Source organism: Pseudomonas sp. LD120 (genome assembly GCF_009861525.1).
In the GTDB taxonomy this organism is placed as follows: Bacteria; Pseudomonadota; Gammaproteobacteria; order Pseudomonadales; family Pseudomonadaceae; genus Aquipseudomonas.
Genome location: NZ_WVHL01000003.1, coordinates 743,879 through 759,724 on the forward strand (window position 1 = coordinate 743,879; position 15,846 = coordinate 759,724).

Genomic DNA, 15,846 nt, shown 5'->3' on the forward strand with positions numbered 1-15,846 from the left:
CTAGGCGCCTTGATGCCGGTGGAGGAGGCGCTGGAGCGTCTGCTGGCGATGGCCGAAGCGGCGCCTATTGTCGAATGTGAGCGATTGCCGTTGGCCGCTATGCAAGGCCGGGTACTGGCCCAGTCGCTGATTTCCAGTCTTGATCTGCCGCCCTGGCCCAATAGCGCCATGGACGGATATGCCTTGCGCCTTGAGGACTGGAAGGGCACGCCGCTGCCGGTCAGCCAGCGGATCTTCGCTGGGCAGGCCCCAGAACCTCTACGGCCTGGGACCTGTGCCCGCATTTTTACCGGCGCCCCGGTACCGGCTGGAGCGGACTGTGTCGAGATGCAGGAGAACGCTCAGGTTCAGGGCGATGAGAGGGTGCTGTTCAGCCAGCCATTGAAGGTTGGGCAAAATATCCGTCCCCAGGGCCAGGAAGCTACTGTAGGCGAACACGTGCTGGCCCCTGGCACTCGCCTGGGGCCCATCGAACTGGGGCTGGCGGCGTCGCTGGGATGCGCCGAGCTTGAGGTCGTGCGCCGAGTTCGAGTCGCGGTGCTGTCCACCGGTGACGAATTGCTGGAGCCAGGACAGCCCCTTGGACCGGGACAGATCTACAACAGTAACCGGGTGCTGCTGTGCAGCTGGTTGCAGCGCCTGGGCTGCGAAGTGCTGGATGCGGGCATCCTGCCCGATGATCTGCCCGCGACCCGCCAGCGCCTGGCGGAGTTGGGCGAGGTTGATCTGATCCTCTCCACCGGCGGAGTGTCGGTGGGGGAGGCGGACTTTCTCGGTATTGCCCTGCGGGAAGCCGGTGAACTGACACTGTGGAAACTGGCGATCAAACCCGGCAAGCCCCTGACGGTTGGCCATTTTCGCGGTGTGCCGGTGATCGGTCTGCCGGGCAACCCGGCTTCCACCCTGGTGACCTTCGCCTTGCTGGCGCGGCCTTACCTGCTCCGGCGCCAGGGTGTACAGCAGGTGCGGCCATTGCGCTTCCAGGTGCCTGCCGGTTTTGTCTGGCCCCAGCCTGGTAATCGTCGCGAATACCTGCGCGGCCGCCTGGAGAACGGGCGCGCGATCATCTATCGCAACCAGAGCTCGGGGGTGTTGCGCAGCGCGGCCTGGGCGGAAGGTCTGGTGGAAGTGCTGGAAGGCCGGACCCTGGAAGAAGGCGATGGGGTCAGCTTCATTCCCTTGAGCGAGGTGCTGGATTGATCGAGCGCGGGCCCGGTTCGGTGTCGGGCCGCGCCTCGCGGTTCAGCGCAGCAGGAGCAACAGCAGCAGGCCAAAACGGCTGTGGAATCCCCACGTCAGCAGGCCCGCCAGCAACGTCGCTGCCAGCGACAGCCAGGCCAGGCGCCTGAGGATGGATAGCAGTCTGGCGTGAGGCGGGTGCGCATTCGATGAGTGCGTCAGGTCGAACTCCCGTATCGGGTTATCGGCCAGCCAGGGCGTGTTCTTCATGCGGTTGAGCGGTGAGTGCGCTCTGGGGTAAAGCCCCTTGTTGTTCATGGTCGTGTACTTCCCTGTATGAGGCGTTGGCGCCTGACACGAACAGTCACTTATTGGCCCTTTGGGGTCAATTCAGGGGATTCTCATTCTGCGGTAAGAAAAATCAAATTAGGTCGAAGGCTATTTGACGAAAGTCATCAATACCCGAGGTGAGTCTCAGTTTCTGCCGGTTTCGCTGCAGTTCCTCCCATAGAGGTCGTTGAAACGTACGATATCGTCTTCGCTAAGGTATTCGCCGCTTTGCACTTCGATCATCACCAGATCAATCATTCCGGGGTTGGCCAGACGATGGCGCCGGCCAGGTTTGATGAAGGTTGACTCGTTGCTGTTGAGCAGGAACTCATCGTCGCCGTTGGTCACGCGGGCCATACCACTGACGACAATCCAGTGCTCGCTGCGGTGGTGGTGCAACTGCAGTGACAGCGATGCTTCAGGCTTGACCACGATGCGCTTGATTTTGAAGCCGGGGCCTTCCTCAAGCACGGTGTAGGTGCCCCAGGGCCGGTGCACGGTGCGGTGCAGCCGATAGGCATCGTGACCCTGGCGCTTGAGTGCTTGGGTGATCAGCTTGACCTCCTGGCTGCGCTGAGCATCGGCGACCAGCAAAGCGTCGGGGGTGTCGATGATGATCAGGTCGTTCAGGCCAATCGCGGCTACCAGGCGCTTGTGGGAATCGATGTAGCAGTTGCTGACGTCATGCAGCACGGTCTGGCCATTGCATTGATTGCCATCGGCATCGCGCGCAGTCAGTTCACGTACCGCCTGCCAGGAACCAATGTCACTCCAATCGAGCTGGCAGGGCACCACGGCGACCTTCCTGGAGTGTTCCATTACCGCATAGTCGATAGAGATATCCGGCGTCAGGGCGAAGCTGTCGGCGTCCAGCTCCATGTGCAGCTGGTGTTTACCATGGGCGCGATGGCTTCGTTCCAGGCAGTGCTCAACGGCGCTGAGTACGTCAGGCGCGTATTTTCGTAGCTCGTGAAGGATGGCGTCGGCGCGCATGCACAACATTCCGCTGTTCCATAGGTGCTGGCCGTCGTCGACATAACCCTGGGCAGTGGCGGCATCGGGCTTTTCAATGAAGCGGCTGACCTGGTAGCTCTCAGGGTTCAGGTGGGGGCCCAGCTCGATGTAGCCGAAACCGGTTTCAGCCTGGGTTGGCGGCGCACCGAAAGTCACCAGCCAGCCCGCTTCAGCCAGTTGGCGAGCGCGCTCCACGGCGGCTGAGAAGGCTAGGGTGTTGTTGATCAGATGGTCGGCGGGCAGCACCAGCAGTTGTGCATCTTCGCCATACAGACGACTGATATGCAGGGCCGCTGCGGCGATCGCAGGCGCGGTATTGCGGCCAAAGGGTTCAAGAATGAAGTCCAGGTCGAGCGGCGTGGTGTTCAGCGGACGGTAGTCGTCGAGGGTGCGGAAGAACACTTCGCGGCGAGTGACCGTCAGTAAACGCTCGACGTCCTTGAGGGCTTTGGCGCGAACGAAGGTTTTCTGCAACAGGCTTTCGCCGTCCGGCAGGCGCATGAAGGGTTTGGGCGCCGCCTCGCGGGAGACGGGCCACAGGCGGGTGCCGGCGCCGCCAGCAATGATGCAGGGGATGAGTGTGCTCACTCAGAAGGCCTCGGGGGACAGGGTGACGAACGCAATGATGCGCACAGAATGGACAGATCGCATCAGGCTGGCCAGTGTTCGATGTATTCCAGGTTGAATTGGGCACGTTGGTGGTTTTCCCGGGCGTGGCTTTGGCTTCGTCAACCGTCCTCGGTAAAAAAATAGTCACGCCGACCGACTTTTTCTTCTGGGCACGGGGTCAACATCGTTTAGGGATTCACTATGGGAGTCACGGCGGATGAGTGAGCACAAGGCATTGTTGATATTGCACGGCAAGCAGGCACTCAACGAAGAGGTGCGTGCCGCGGTTGAAGCCAAGCGCGCAAGCGGCTGGGCGTTGGCGGTGCGTCTGACCTGGGAGGCCGGAGACGCCAAGCGTCTGGTCAATGAAGCGCTGGCCGCCGGGTATACCCAGCTGATTGCCGGTGGCGGCGACGGTACATTGCGCGATGTTGCTGAAGCCCTGGTTGATGCATCGACCCAGGCCAGTCTGGTGTTGTTGCCACTGGGCACGGCTAATGACTTCGCCCGGGCAGCCGGCGTGCCGCTTGAACCGGCTGCTGCGCTGGAACTGCTGGATACGCCGGCCCGGGCGATTGATCTGGGAGAGGTCGCTGGGCAGGTGTTTTTGAATATGGCGACTGGCGGTTTTGGCAGTCAGGTCACTGCCAATACTTCTGAAGATTTGAAAAAAGTCCTGGGTGGCGCCGCGTACCTGTTCACCGGGCTGTCACGGTTCGCTGAGTTGAGCGCAACCTACGCCGAGTTGCAGGGCCCGGATTTCCGTTGGCATGGCGAATTGTTGGCGTTGGGCATAGGCAATGGTCGCCAGGCGGGCGGTGGTCACGTGCTGTGTCCGGACGCCCTGGTCGATGATGGTCTGCTGGACATCAGCATCCTACCGGCTCCGCAGGAACTGGTAGGCACGCTCAAGAATCTGCTGGCGGAGGGCTTGGGGATCGACAATCTGTTCGTCCGTGCGCGTCTGCCTTGGGTGGAGGTCAAGGCTTCACGGGGCCTGGACATCAACCTCGATGGCGAACCGTTGCAAGGCGACACCTTGCGCTTTGCCGCAAGACCTGCGGCTTTGCAGGTGCACCTGCCCGCCGACTCGCCTTTGCTGGGAGCGGTTCGCAGAGTCAGTCGTCGAGGCTGATAATGCGTTCGCGCACGGCGAACAGCACCAGCCCGGCGACGTCGAAGATCTGCAAGCGCTTCATGATCTGCGAGCGATGGGTTTCCACGGTTTTGATGCTCAGGCCCAGCCCGAGAGCAATCTCACGAGTCGATTTGCCGCGCACGATCAGCCTTAGGATTTCCAGTTGGCGGGCAGTCAGATTGTGGTTTTCAGCGGGAGTGGGCTGGCTTTTCTGAGTCTGGGTCAGCGCCTGGTTGATGACCGTGTGGGCAATGGCAGGGCTCAGGTAGCGCTCGTTGTTGCGCAAGGCCTCAAGGGCGTGTTCCAGCTCGGTGGCGGTGGTGTCCTTGAGCAGGTAACCGTGGGCGCCAGACTCCAGCGCTTGCATGATCAGGCCTGGATCGGTGTGCATCGACAGAATCAGAACTTTGCTTTGTGGGTGCATTGCTTTGAGTCGACGCAGGGCATCGAGGCCGCCGGTGTGTTTCATCGACAGGTCCAGCAAGACAATGTCCGGATGCAGTCTGTCGACCATTTCCAGCAGGTGTGCGCCATCTTCGGCTTCACCGATGACCGCATAGCCAGGAATGTCCATCACCAGCGCTCGCACGCCAGCTCTGATGAGAGAGTGGTCATCCACCAAAAGTAAATTACAGGTCAATGTAAAACCTTATTCGTACTGGCCCGCTCTAGAGTGCGAGGGGCCCAGGGAAAGAGTGCTTCGATCTGGGTGCCTTGGTCGACCTCGCTGGAGACCTTCAAGATGCCGTCCAATTGGCTGATACGTTCTTGCATCCCGGCCATGCCACGTTGACCTTCGGCGCTGGGGTTGGCCGCCGGGGCAAAACCCAGACCGTCATCGCTGATCAACAGCGACAGGCCTTCGGGTAGTCGTTGCAGGCGCACCAGCAGGTTTTTTGCCTGGGCGTGGCGCAGCATGTTGGTCACGGCTTCCTGGGTGATGCGAAACGCTGCGACGGCCATTTCTTCCGGGATGCCCGTCAGAGGCTGGTGGCATTCCAGGCTCCAGTGCACCGAGGTGTTTTCCAGGGTCTTGAGCAGATGGGCGCGCAGGCCAGCCTCAAGCCCGAGGTGGGTTAATTGTCGAGGGTTGAGAATGGCGGATACATCCCGGACTTTGGTCAGGGTCTCATCCAGCGTGGTGCCAAGCTGCGTGAAGTGCTCCTGCAAGTCGCTTGGCAGGCGGCGCTTGAGCCATTCGGCTTGCAACTTTGCCGCTGTCAGTAGTTGGCCAATGTCATCGTGCAACTCTCGGCTGAGTCGATGCCGTTCGTTCTCCTTGACCTTTAGCAGGCGGTCGGCGAGCTCCTGCGGCTGAAAGCGGATGGAGTTGCGTGAGTAGCCGTAGGAGCCCCAGATCGAGGCTAGCGCCATGACATTGAGGATCAACAGGGCGAGGGGCATCGACCTGTCCAGGTAATACACCAGCACATCGGCCAGTGCCGAGGATGAGCACAGCGTCAGGCTGAGCCAGCGCAGATGATCTTGCGAGATGGGCCAAGAGAGGAGTGACTTGAGGCTGGCGTACATAGCGGATGGAGCCAATGAATGTTCGCTGCAAAGAGCCCGATCAAGGGTGGATGATGGGGCTTGTTTGAAAAGCGGTGTTATTTGAATACTCGGTTTCAATCAACCTTGTCTGCCTCTCTTATACAGACTGAGTAGTGACTGTCGATATGGAATCAAAGTGCCATTAATGATGCTCTTTAGTGCTCGGCATAGTACCACTGAAGATACCGACGGTCGCGTATGTGCATGCAGGTATATATGTTTTTGAACGCGGGAATGAAAGTAAATGGCACGATGGTTCCACTTTTGGGGCTGGCTGCGCAGTGTCGTAAATACCAGGGCGAAAAGTGATTTTTGCAGAGCTCTGTCGGTCGCAGAACATCATGTTTCGATTGGGTGCAAGTTTAGGGATGTTTGTTCGGTGATGTCGCTTTTGGATGTGAGGTGTTCAGTAACGACATTACGCTGAGCGGTTAACCGGATGTTTATTGATGTTCTATGGGCGTCCCGTGGAATTAATGCAACTTCAATTTCCGCAACCTGGATAGGTACAGGAGCAGTTTTGTGCGACTTGATCGGCCAGCTCTTCAATCAGCATCACCTGCTCGCTGTTATCCAGGTCGAGTTGTCCATCGTTCGGATCGATCAGTTCCAACTGCCAGGCCATCAGCGTCAGGCAGCTCTTCAAGGCATTGAGGACCTGATCGTTGAGGTCCAGTGGATGATGGGTGCGCTGAAGCAGTCCGTGGATGTGCAAGGAGAACTCATACAGCGGGCTGATGGCGTGACTGGCTGCGGCTTGCGCAAGGCGTTGCAGGCTGACGAGCAGGCAGTTTATGGCTTCCTCGTCGTTCCTGATCAGGTGCAGATGGCTCAGGCAATCTTCTGATTTAGCCAGCAGGTTTTGGGCTTCAAACAGGAATTCCGGTAGGGGAGGAGTGCACTCATGGCCGTCGTTTAGCATGCTTATCTCCATGATTCTCTGCTCGATGGCGGGATAGGGCGTGGGCTGAACGGTTTTAAGGTAAGGCTCGTTTTTTGCGACTGGATATAAGGCGATTCTGAATGCTTGTCAGTGCTCACAATCGACAATGCAGGCGGATTTTCATCGGCTTCTGATCGCTCCCTAATATCAGCCATTGCGGTGTGGCGCGCGCGCGCCAAGGCTTGATTAACAGCGGTATTGGCAGGGGAAAGGGGACAAAGCCACCTTTCGGCGATCGCAAACAAAAGCCTGACTCCATTCATGCAATGAGAATGGCGTCACATTAATGGCTATTGGATATCGCGAATATCAGGTTGATCCTGATTGTTGCTAAGGGAATCCCTTAGGCTCGGGAACTCACCACTGGAAAAGTGGTCGCGCTGACGCAGAGGCACTCTGCTGGAGTGACCGCCTCAGTAGAGCATGATGTTAATGTGACATCAATGGCTTTGTGTGGCAATTTGCATGCGGGTCAAGATTCGGCTTATCTGGCCGATATCTGTCTTTAGTGAATTCATCAGAACAAGCCCAGGAGTCATTGATGGCCAGCATTCTCGACACGGTAGATCAACGCACGCAACTGGTGGGTGAGAATCGCCTGGAAATTCTTATGTTCCGTCTGGCTGGTCGACAGTTATTCGCAATCAACGTCTTCAAGGTTCAAGAGGTTCTGCAACTGCCGAAGTTGACCCTGATGCCCCAGCGTCATCCGTTTGTCTGTGGGGTGGTCAACCTGCGTGGTCAGACCTTGCCGGTTATCGACTTGTCTCAAGCCATTGGCATGCGTCCGCTGGTTCCAGGGCCCAATAGCACCATCATCGTTACCGAGTACAACCGCTCGGTGCAGGCGTTCCTGGTGGGGGGGGTGGATCGCATCGTCAACATGAACTGGGAAGCGATCATGCCGCCGCCTACCAGCGCTGGGCGCCAGCATTACCTCACGGCTATCAGCAAGGTCGATGATCAGTTGGTAGAGATCATCGACGTTGAAAAGGTGCTGGCGGAAATCGTGCCCTACAACGCCAAGGTCTCCCGGGACAAGCTGGAAGATCCGGTTCTGGAACGTGCCCGCGGTCGTGAAGTACTACTGGTGGACGACTCCAATGTGGCGCTGTCGCAATTGCGCGACACCCTCGGTCAGTTGGGGGTCAAGATGCACATCGCCAGTGACGGCCTCAAGGCCCTGAACATGCTCAAGGCCTGGGCTGATACCGGGGTCGTGATGACCGACAAGTTGTTGATGGTGTTTACCGATGCGGAAATGCCGGAAATGGATGGTTACCGCCTGACCACCGAGATCCGCAACGACCCGCGCCTGCGTGGGCTGTATGTGGTGCTGCATACGTCGTTGTCCGGCAGCTTCAACGAATCCATGGTGAAGAAAGTCGGTTGCGACAACTTTCTCTCCAAATTCCAGCCCGACAAACTGGTGGATGTGGTGCGCCAGCGTTTGCTGCTGGATGAAGTCAGCGCTTGAGAGGCATCAGGCACGTGTTGGGTGTCAGGTGCTTCTTTGTTTAGCCGCAGTGCTGGTATAGGGTGAGGGCTTTGCTTAAACAGGGAGCTGGACATGCGTCTTAGCGCGCTTTACCGATACCCGTTGAAATCTGCCAAAGGCGAAACCCTGCAACAAATCGGCCTGGACAAGCTCGGGCTTGAAGGGGATCGCCGCTGGATGTTGGTGGACGAGGCCAGCGGACGTTTTCTGACTCAGCGTGCCGTGGCGCGCATGAGCCAGCTATCGGCCTTGTGCAATGACCAGGGTGGATTGACCCTGAGCGCGCCCGGACAGACTTCCCTTGAGGTGCCGCTGCCGGGAGCCGATGCTGCGTTGCGTGGGGTCACTATCTGGAAGGACAGCTTGCGAGTTCCCGATGCCGGGGACGAAGCGGGGGCCTGGGTCAGTGAATTCGTCGGCAAACCCACTCGTCTGGTGCAGGTGCCCCAAGAGCGGGCGCGGATGACCGCCGCCGGTTATGGCAAGGATGATGATCGGGTGGCGTTTGCCGATGGCTTTCCTTTGCTGCTGATCGGTCAGGCTTCCCTTGAGGATTTGTCGAGCCGGGTCGGGCGCCCTTTGGAAATGCTGCGTTTTCGTCCCAACCTGGTGATTGAAGGCAGCGACGCTTTTGCTGAGGACGGCTGGAAGCGCGTGCGCATTGGCGATATCGAGTTTCGCGTGGTCAAGTCGTGTGCCCGCTGCATTCTCACCACCATCGACCCGCAGACAGGCGAACGCAGTGCCGACCGTGAGCCACTGGCAACGTTGCAGAAATATCGCGCCCGGAAAGAGGGCGCGATGTTCGGCCAGAACCTGGTCAACGACACTAACGGTCACTTGCAAGTGGGGATGCAGGTGACGGTCCTTGAATAACGTCTGACTCGGCGAAAAAATGCCCGTCTCACAAGAGGCGGGCATTTTTTTGTCAGCGATAAAGCCGCAGCGGGTCGATCAGCCGCGGTACTCGCACAGGTAAGCGGTGTCCACCGCGACTTTCAGCTGGAACTTGCTGTTGGCCGGTACGTTGAACTGGCTGCCTGCCGGGAAGGTTTCCCAATCGGCACTGTCGGGCAGGCGCACGGTCAGCGCGCCGGACACCACGTGCATGATTTCCCGCTGTGCCGTACCGAACTCGTATTCGCCCGGGGCCATGACGCCAATGGTGGCTGGGCCTTCGGCCGTGCCGAAGGCAATCGACTTGACGGTGCCGTCGAAGTACTCGTTGACTTTAAACATGGGCGATTCCTCAAGAAGGGGCAAAAAGGTTGGCCAGTATGCACAAGCCCTCGGGGGGCGTCACCTGCCCCTATCAATGATCATCCAGGAAGAATCAGTGGCAATAAGCGTGCAGTATTGCGCGCATCCTCCAAGGCCCGATGCTGCAGGCCATTGAATTGCATGCCGGCCAGTTGCAACGCTGCATTCAGGCCCAGGGGCCGTTCCAGGCGTCGGGCCTTGGCAAAGCGCTGCTTGAGGTTCATGTGGGGAACGTCATTCAACAGGCTGTGCAATTGCTGGTTGTGCCACTCCAGTTGCAGTTGCTTGCGGTCATAGTCGCCCCAACTGGCCCAGCCCTCCAAGCGCGACTGATGCTGGCCCAGCCAGCGTTCGAACAGGGTCCAGACTTCGCCCAACGGTGCGGCGCTGTCGATATTGGCCTGGGTGATATGGGTCAGTTCGCGACAGAACGGCGTCAGCCGAGGGCGTCGCAAGGGGCGGACGAAACGCTGGAAGTGGTCTTGTTCCCGGCCTTGGCGGTTGACCAGGGTGGCACCGATTTCGATGATTTCCATCTCGCTCACCGGCCAGCCCCCTTCATCCGTCGTGGCTTCCAGATCTATTACCAGCCAGTGGGGCATCGCAAATTCCAGCCTTCAACATCCTGATGAGGCTTGAGCGTAGCCAAAGCTGAGGCATCCGCCTAGTGCTCCATTTCCGGGGCGGTGCCGGCTTGCTCCACCTCCAGCAGAATCTGCCGGTTCTTCACTTGATCCCCCAGGTTGACCTGGACCCGGGTGATCACTCCGTCAATCCCGGCCTTGAGCGGGTGCTCCATCTTCATTGCCTCCAACACCAGCAGCAGTTGGCCCTTGCTGACGCGCATGCCCTCGGTGACCTGCACATCGACGATGGCCCCGTCCATGGGGGCCTTGAGGGTGCCGGAATCGGTGCTCAGTTGGCCCTGTACCGGCGCATGGGTGCGGTCCTGCAGATGCAGGCTGTCCTGGCGGCTGCTCAGCCAGAGTTCGCCGTCTTGTAACTGATAGGCGTAGTGCCGGCGAATGCCCGCGACCTCCAGCGTGGCCCGACGGCCATCGGCGGCCATCACCTTGATTGCCCACACGTCATCCCCCTGCTGTACGTGCAACAGGCCCGATGCCGAAGGGCTCAGCTCCAGCGACCATTGACTGTCACCCAGACCGATGCGGTAGCCCAGGGGCACACTGGCGTTATTGCGCCAGGCACTCAGGTTTGAGCGGTGTGCGCTGGCGCTGTGGTGATAGAAGAGCGCAGCGGTGATGGCCAGCTCCTCAAGGCGGGGGCGCTGCGGTTGCAGGCTTAGGTCCTCGGCAAAATGTTCGGCGATGAACGCGGTGCTGAACCGGCCGCTGGCGAACAGCGGATGCCGGAGCAGACTGGCGAGCAGCCGGCGATTGCTCTCAAGCCCCAGCAGCACGCAGTCTTCGACTCCGCGCAAGAGCTTGCGCCGGGCTTCCTCGCGGGTGGCCCCGTGGGCGATCAGCTTGCCCAGCATCGGGTCGTAGAACGGGCTGATCCACTGGCCTTCCTGCAAGCCGTGGTCGGTGCGTATCCCGGGTGCCGGCTGCCAACGCAGGACCTGGCCGGTCTGCGGCAGAAAGTTCTGCGCCGGGTCCTCGGCGTACAGGCGAACTTCGATGGCATGGCCCTTGAGCTGCACCTGCTCCTGGCTCAGGGGCAGCGGCTCGCCGGCGGCCACTTGCAGTTGCAGGGCCACCAGATCCAAGCCGGTCACCAGTTCGGTCACCGGATGCTCGACCTGCAAGCGGGTGTTCATTTCCAGAAAATAGAACCGGCCGCCTGCGTCCAGCAGGAACTCCACGGTGCCGGCCCCGACATAGTTCACCGCGCGCCCGGCCTTGAGCGCCGCCTCGCCCATGGCCCGACGCAGTTCCTCGGTCATCACCGGGCAGGGGGCTTCTTCGATGATTTTCTGATGGCGGCGCTGGATCGAGCAGTCCCGCTCTCCCAGGTAGATCAGATGACCGTGGTGATCGCCGAACACTTGCATTTCCACGTGCCGGGGCTCGATCAGCGCCTGTTCCAGAATCAGCTCGTCGCTGCCGAAGGCGTGCAGGGCTTCCGAGCGCGCGGTGCGGATCTGTTCCAGCAGATCCTCGTGCTGCTGCACCAGGCGCATGCCGCGCCCGCCACCGCCGGCGCTGGCCTTGATCATCAGCGGGTAACCGATGCGCTGAGCCTCGCGCTGCAGGGTCGCATCAGCCTGGTCCTCGCCCTGATAGCCCTGGATACAGGGCACACCGGCTTCGAGCATGGCGATTTTCGAGCGGCGCTTGCTGCCCATCAACTCAATGGCGGCGGCGCTGGGGCCGATGAAGGTGATGCCAGCGGCGGCGCAGGCGGCGGCGAATTCGTGGTTCTCCGAGAGGAAGCCGTAGCCCGGGTGGATGGCGTCGGCGCCGCTGCGACGGGCAGCGTCGAGGATCGCCTCGCTGTTGAGGTAGGACTGCTGCACCGGGGATGGGCCGATGTGCAGGGCTTCGTCGGCTATGTGCACATGCAGGGCCTCGGCGTCGGCGTCGCTGTACACGGCCACGGTGCGATAGCCCAGGGCCTGGGCGGTGCGCTGGATGCGGCAGGCGATTTCGCCTCGGTTGGCGATCAGGATCTTGTTGAACAGGGGCATACAGGCTCCCGGGAATCGGTGGGTGGGGCGTTCGCCGGCGAACCGGCTTCTATCAGGCGTTCAACTGGCCCAGGCCGGTTGGCGTTTCTGCACAAAGGCCAGGGTGCCCTCGACGCCTTCTTCGCCCATGACTGCGTTGGCGAAGTCGAAGGCGGCCTGATCCAGCAACGGGCCCCGGGGCTGTTCGACACTGGCCAGCAGTAGGGCTTTGGTCGCCGCATTGGCCCCAGGAGCGCAGCGCAGCACCTGGGTCAACTGCTGCTCAAGACGTGCCTGTAGGGCCTGGGCATCGGGCTCGACATAGTGCACCAGCCCCAGGCGCTGGGCCTCGGCACCGTCGAAGCGGGCGGCGGTCAGGGTCAGGCGCCGGGCCTGGGTCAGGCCGATGCGCTGTACCACGAACGGGGCAATCTGTGCCGGCAGCAGGCCCAGGCTGGTTTCCGGCATGCCGAACTGCGTCGATTGCTCGGCAATGGCAATGTCACTGACACAGGCCAGGCCGAAGCCGCCTCCCAGCACCGCTCCTTGCAGCACGCAGACCAGCACCTGGGGCATTTGCTGCGCCTCTTCCAGCAGGGCGCCGAAGGCCCGGTTCAAGTCCCGGTAGGCGCTGCTGCCGTGGGCTCGGGCGCCAGCCATGTCCTTGAGGTCGCCGCCGGCGCAGAAGTGTTCGCCAGCGCCACGCAGGACCAGGGCGCGGACGCTGCGCCGATCACGGATCGCCGCCATCACCGTGCGCAGTTCGGCGACCATCTGCAGGCTCATGGCGTTGCGGCTTTCCGGGCGGTTGAGGCGGATGAACAGCACGCCGTTGCGCGACTCCAGCAACAGCGTCTGGCAGGCAGGAAGCGGGCTCATTTCTTTTTCCCCGGCAGGATGCCCATGAGTTTGCAGATGATCCCCAGCATGATCTCGTCGGCGCCGCCGCCGATCGACACCAGGCGCACGTCGCGATAGGCCCGGGCCACCGGGTTGTCCCACATGAAGCCCATGCCACCCCAGTATTGCAGGCAGCTGTCGCTGACCTCGCGGCCCAGGCGCCCGGCCTTGAGCTTGGCCATGGAGGCCAGGCGGGTCACGTCCTGGCCGCGCACGTACTGCTCGGTGGCTTGGTAGACCAGGGCCCGCAGGCACTCGATCTCGGTGGACAGCTCGGCCAGGCGGAAGTGGATCACCTGATTGTCGATCAGCGGGTTGCCGAAGGTGCGGCGCTCCTTGCAGTACTCGATGGTGCTGTCGACGCAGTACTCCAGGCCCTTGATCATGTTCGCCGCGCCGAACAGCCGCTCCTCCTGGAACTGCAGCATCTGCATCATGAAGCCCGCGCCTTCATGACCGATTCGATTGCGCTGGGGCACCCGCACATTGTCGAAGAACACCTGGGCGGTTTCCGAACTGCGCATGCCGAGCTTGTCCAGGTGCGAACTGAGGCTGATGCCCGGGGTGTTCATCGGCACCATGATCAGCGACTTGTTGATGTGCGGCTTGTCGTCCGAGGTATTGGCCAGAAGACAGATGAAGTCGGCGCTGGGGGCGTTGGTGATCCACATCTTGCTGCCGTTGATCACGTAGTCGTCGCCGTCCTTGCGCGCATGGGTCTTGAGCCCGGCGACATCGGAGCCGGCACCGACTTCGGAGACGCCGATGCAGCCCACCTGCTCGCCGGTGATGGCCGGGCGCAGAAACTCGTCGCGCAGCTCATCGGAACCGAAGCGCGCCAGGGCCGGGGTGCACATGTCGGTCTGCACGCCGATGGACATGGGAATGCCGCCGCAATGGATGGTGCCGAACTCCTCGGCGGCAACGATCGAGTAGCTGTAGTCCAGGCCCATGCCGCCGAATTTTTCCGGTTTGGAGATGCCCAGCAGCCCCAGTTCGCCGGCCTTGCGGAAAATCGCGTGGATGGGAAAGCGCCCAGCCTTCTCCCATTCCTCCACATGGGGGTTGATTTCGCGGTCGACAAAATGGCGCACCGTGCGCCGCAGTTCTTCGTGTTCCTGGGTGAAGATCATGGGGGTTCTCCTTCAAGTGGGGGCAGACCGCGAAAGGCGCTTTCAAAACCGCGCCACGCCGAAACTGTTGGGCTGCAAGGGGCGGGCGTCCGCCTCATGGCAGATATCCAGCAGGTAGCCCAGCAGGGTGCGGGTATCGCGTGGGTCGATCAGCCCGTCGTCCCACAGGTTGGCGCTGCCGTACAAGGCGGTGGACTGGCTGTCGAGCTTCTGCGCGGTGACCTGCTCCAGCATGTCGAGCATCTTCGGGTCGGCTTCCTGGCCGCTCTTCGCATGCTTGGCCTCGGTGACGATGCGCAGCACCTTGCCGGCCTGGGCGCCGCCCATCACCGCGGTGCGGCTGTTGGGCCAGGCGAAGATGAAGCGCGGGTCAAGGCCGCGGCCACACATCGCATAGTTGCCGGCGCCGTAGGAGCCGCCGACGACGATGGTCAGTTTCGGCACCCGGGCATTGGCCACCGCCTGGATCATCTTCGCCCCGTGCTTGATCACCCCTTGTTGTTCAGATTCGGTGCCCACCATGAACCCGGTGGTGTTGTGGAAGAACAGCAGCGGCGTGCGGCTCTGGTCGCAGAGCTGGATGAACTGCGCGGCCTTGCTCGCGCCCTGGGGCGTGATCGGGCCGTTGTTGCCGATAAAACCGCAGGGCCGGCCCTGGATCTGCAGGTGGCCGCACAGGGTCTGGGCATCGAACTCGCCCTTGAATTCCAGGAACTGCGAGCCGTCCGCCAGGCGGGCGATGATTTCCCGGGCGTCATAGGGCTTTTTCGGGTCAAAGGGAATCAGCCCCAGCAGTTCGTCGATGGGATACAGCGGCTCGCTCCAGGTCTTGGCGGGTTGTATCGGCAGTTGAGCGTTCCACGGCAACAGGCTGACGATCTCGCGGACGATGCGGATGCCGTCGGCGTCGTTCTGCGCCAGGTACTCGGCGGTGCCGGCGACCTGGGCGTGCATTTCGGCGCCGCCCAGTTGCTCATCGGTGGCCACTTCACCGGTGGCGGCCTTGAGCAGCGGCGGCCCGGCGAGAAACAGCTTGGCCTTGCCGCGCACCACCACCAGGTAATCCGAGAGCCCGGGCTGATAGGCGCCGCCAGCGGTGGCCGAGCCGTGGACCACGGTGATTTGTGGCAGGCCCATGGCGGACATTCGCGCCTGATTGGCGAAACTGCGCGCGCCCTCGACGAAAATCTCCGCCGCATAGTTGAGGTTGGCGCCCCCGCTTTCCGCCAGGGTCACCACTGGCAGTTTGTTCTCCATGGCGATCTGTTGCAGGCGCAGGGACTTCTTCAGGCCGCTGGGGGAAATGGTCCCGCCCTTGATCGCACTGTTGTTGACCACCACCAGCAGGCGCACCCCGCACACATAACCGATGCCGGCGATCAGCCCGCCGCCGGCCTGACTGCCGTCCTTGTCATCGTGCAGCTTGTAACCGGCCAGGCTAGCCAGTTCGAGAAAGGGCGCCCCCGGGTCCAGCAGCAGGTTGAGGCGCTCGCGGGGCAGCAACTGGCCGCGCTGGTCGAACCTGGCTTTGGCCTCGGCCGCCTTGTTCAGCAGGTCCTGCTGCAACTGCTGCACGTGTTGCAGGCTCGTCAGCATCGCTTCGCGGTTCTGCGCGAACTGCGGGCTGTGGGGATCGAGCTGGGACTGGATCACCGGCATGAG

15 protein-coding genes are annotated in these 15,846 nt (G+C 61.3%); 4 read left to right on the top strand and 11 right to left on the bottom strand.

The window, feature by feature from the left end:
* Positions 1-12 precede the first annotated feature (12 nt).
* On the top strand, positions 13-1,200 hold the full coding sequence (gene glp / locus PLD_RS09705) for a gephyrin-like molybdotransferase Glp (RefSeq protein ID WP_178116168.1): 1,188 nt from the start codon (positions 13-15) through the stop codon (positions 1,198-1,200).
* A gap of 42 nt (positions 1,201-1,242) precedes the next feature.
* Here the strand turns inward: glp and PLD_RS09710 are convergent, their stop codons facing one another.
* Positions 1,243-1,497 (bottom strand): hypothetical protein, encoded by a 255-nt coding sequence (locus PLD_RS09710; RefSeq protein ID WP_159892088.1) that lies wholly within the window; start codon positions 1,495-1,497, stop codon positions 1,243-1,245.
* Positions 1,498-1,653: 156 nt separating this feature from the next.
* The gene (locus PLD_RS09715; protein WP_159892090.1) at positions 1,654-3,111 is read right to left on the bottom strand and encodes a mannose-1-phosphate guanylyltransferase/mannose-6-phosphate isomerase; all 1,458 of its coding nucleotides are present in this window, start codon (positions 3,109-3,111) and stop codon (positions 1,654-1,656) included.
* A 238-nt stretch (positions 3,112-3,349) separates the two neighbouring features.
* On the opposite strand from PLD_RS09715, the gene yegS reads away from it, so the two are divergent.
* A complete protein-coding gene (yegS, locus tag PLD_RS09720) occupies positions 3,350-4,267 on the top strand; it encodes a lipid kinase YegS (protein WP_159892092.1) in 918 nt (305 codons plus the stop codon).
* On the opposite strand, the gene PLD_RS09725 is transcribed toward yegS, so the two are convergent.
* From PLD_RS09725 to PLD_RS09735, 3 genes are all read right to left on the bottom strand, one after another.
* On the bottom strand, positions 4,251-4,910 hold the full coding sequence (locus PLD_RS09725; RefSeq protein WP_159892094.1) for a response regulator transcription factor: 660 nt from the start codon (positions 4,908-4,910) through the stop codon (positions 4,251-4,253). The two genes, yegS and PLD_RS09725, sit on opposite strands and share 17 nt — an antisense overlap.
* Positions 4,907-5,800, bottom strand: a complete 894-nt coding sequence (locus PLD_RS09730; RefSeq protein ID WP_159893462.1) for a sensor histidine kinase — start codon at positions 5,798-5,800, stop codon at positions 4,907-4,909. The genes PLD_RS09725 and PLD_RS09730 overlap by 4 nt, the downstream gene beginning before the upstream one ends.
* Before the next feature lie 505 nt (positions 5,801-6,305).
* Positions 6,306-6,743: a hypothetical protein gene (locus PLD_RS09735; protein ID WP_159892096.1), complete on the bottom strand. Its 438-nt coding sequence runs from the start codon at positions 6,741-6,743 to the stop codon at positions 6,306-6,308.
* Positions 6,744-7,305: 562 nt separating this feature from the next.
* Here PLD_RS09735 and PLD_RS09740 point away from each other — a divergent pair.
* The gene (locus tag PLD_RS09740) at positions 7,306-8,241 is read left to right on the top strand and encodes a chemotaxis protein CheV (RefSeq protein ID WP_159892098.1); all 936 of its coding nucleotides are present in this window, start codon (positions 7,306-7,308) and stop codon (positions 8,239-8,241) included.
* Positions 8,242-8,334: 93 nt separating this feature from the next.
* Positions 8,335-9,138 (top strand): MOSC domain-containing protein, encoded by an 804-nt coding sequence (locus PLD_RS09745; RefSeq protein WP_159892100.1) that lies wholly within the window; start codon positions 8,335-8,337, stop codon positions 9,136-9,138.
* Positions 9,139-9,216: 78 nt separating this feature from the next.
* On the opposite strand, the gene PLD_RS09750 is transcribed toward PLD_RS09745, so the two are convergent.
* The 6 genes from PLD_RS09750 to atuC all read right to left on the bottom strand — a co-directional run bounded on the left by PLD_RS09750 (position 9,217) and on the right by atuC (position 15,843).
* Positions 9,217-9,501, bottom strand: a complete 285-nt coding sequence (locus tag PLD_RS09750; RefSeq protein ID WP_011062476.1) for a pyrimidine/purine nucleoside phosphorylase — start codon at positions 9,499-9,501, stop codon at positions 9,217-9,219.
* Positions 9,502-9,581: 80 nt separating this feature from the next.
* Positions 9,582-10,124, bottom strand: a complete 543-nt coding sequence (locus tag PLD_RS09755) for an exonuclease domain-containing protein (RefSeq protein ID WP_159892102.1) — start codon at positions 10,122-10,124, stop codon at positions 9,582-9,584.
* Positions 10,125-10,186: 62 nt separating this feature from the next.
* Positions 10,187-12,172 carry an acetyl/propionyl/methylcrotonyl-CoA carboxylase subunit alpha gene (locus PLD_RS09760; RefSeq protein WP_159892104.1) on the bottom strand — a complete coding sequence of 662 codons (1,986 nt, stop codon included), beginning with the start codon at positions 12,170-12,172 and terminating at the stop codon, positions 10,187-10,189.
* Between the two features lie 60 nt (positions 12,173-12,232).
* Positions 12,233-13,030, bottom strand: a complete 798-nt coding sequence (locus PLD_RS09765; protein ID WP_159892106.1) for an enoyl-CoA hydratase/isomerase family protein — start codon at positions 13,028-13,030, stop codon at positions 12,233-12,235.
* Positions 13,027-14,184 (bottom strand): citronellyl-CoA dehydrogenase, encoded by a 1,158-nt coding sequence (atuD, locus tag PLD_RS09770; protein WP_159892108.1) that lies wholly within the window; start codon positions 14,182-14,184, stop codon positions 13,027-13,029. Before atuD ends, PLD_RS09765 begins: the two co-directional genes overlap by 4 nt.
* Positions 14,185-14,226: 42 nt before the next feature.
* Positions 14,227-15,843 carry a geranyl-CoA carboxylase subunit beta gene (gene atuC / locus PLD_RS09775; protein WP_159892110.1) on the bottom strand — a complete coding sequence of 539 codons (1,617 nt, stop codon included), beginning with the start codon at positions 15,841-15,843 and terminating at the stop codon, positions 14,227-14,229.
* Between the last annotated feature and the right edge of the window lie 3 nt (positions 15,844-15,846).

Excerpts from the sequence above, each read along its gene's own strand:
- glp (WP_178116168.1), top strand. The coding sequence starts at position 13 with ATGCCGGTGGAGGAGGCGCTGGAGCGTCTGCTGGCGATGGCCGAAGCG.
- PLD_RS09710 (WP_159892088.1), bottom strand. The coding sequence starts at position 1,497 with ATGAACAACAAGGGGCTTTACCCCAGAGCGCACTCACCGCTCAACCGC.
- yegS (WP_159892092.1), top strand. The coding sequence starts at position 3,350 with ATGAGTGAGCACAAGGCATTGTTGATATTGCACGGCAAGCAGGCACTC.
- PLD_RS09730 (WP_159893462.1), bottom strand. The coding sequence starts at position 5,800 with ATGTACGCCAGCCTCAAGTCACTCCTCTCTTGGCCCATCTCGCAAGAT.
- PLD_RS09735 (WP_159892096.1), bottom strand. The coding sequence starts at position 6,743 with ATGCTAAACGACGGCCATGAGTGCACTCCTCCCCTACCGGAATTCCTG.
- PLD_RS09740 (WP_159892098.1), top strand. The coding sequence starts at position 7,306 with ATGGCCAGCATTCTCGACACGGTAGATCAACGCACGCAACTGGTGGGT.
- PLD_RS09745 (WP_159892100.1), top strand. The coding sequence starts at position 8,335 with ATGCGTCTTAGCGCGCTTTACCGATACCCGTTGAAATCTGCCAAAGGC.
- PLD_RS09750 (WP_011062476.1), bottom strand. The coding sequence starts at position 9,501 with ATGTTTAAAGTCAACGAGTACTTCGACGGCACCGTCAAGTCGATTGCC.
- PLD_RS09755 (WP_159892102.1), bottom strand. The coding sequence starts at position 10,124 with ATGCCCCACTGGCTGGTAATAGATCTGGAAGCCACGACGGATGAAGGG.
- PLD_RS09760 (WP_159892104.1), bottom strand. The coding sequence starts at position 12,172 with ATGCCCCTGTTCAACAAGATCCTGATCGCCAACCGAGGCGAAATCGCC.
- PLD_RS09765 (WP_159892106.1), bottom strand. The coding sequence starts at position 13,030 with ATGAGCCCGCTTCCTGCCTGCCAGACGCTGTTGCTGGAGTCGCGCAAC.
- atuD (WP_159892108.1), bottom strand. The coding sequence starts at position 14,184 with ATGATCTTCACCCAGGAACACGAAGAACTGCGGCGCACGGTGCGCCAT.
- atuC (WP_159892110.1), bottom strand. The coding sequence starts at position 15,843 with ATGCCGGTGATCCAGTCCCAGCTCGATCCCCACAGCCCGCAGTTCGCG.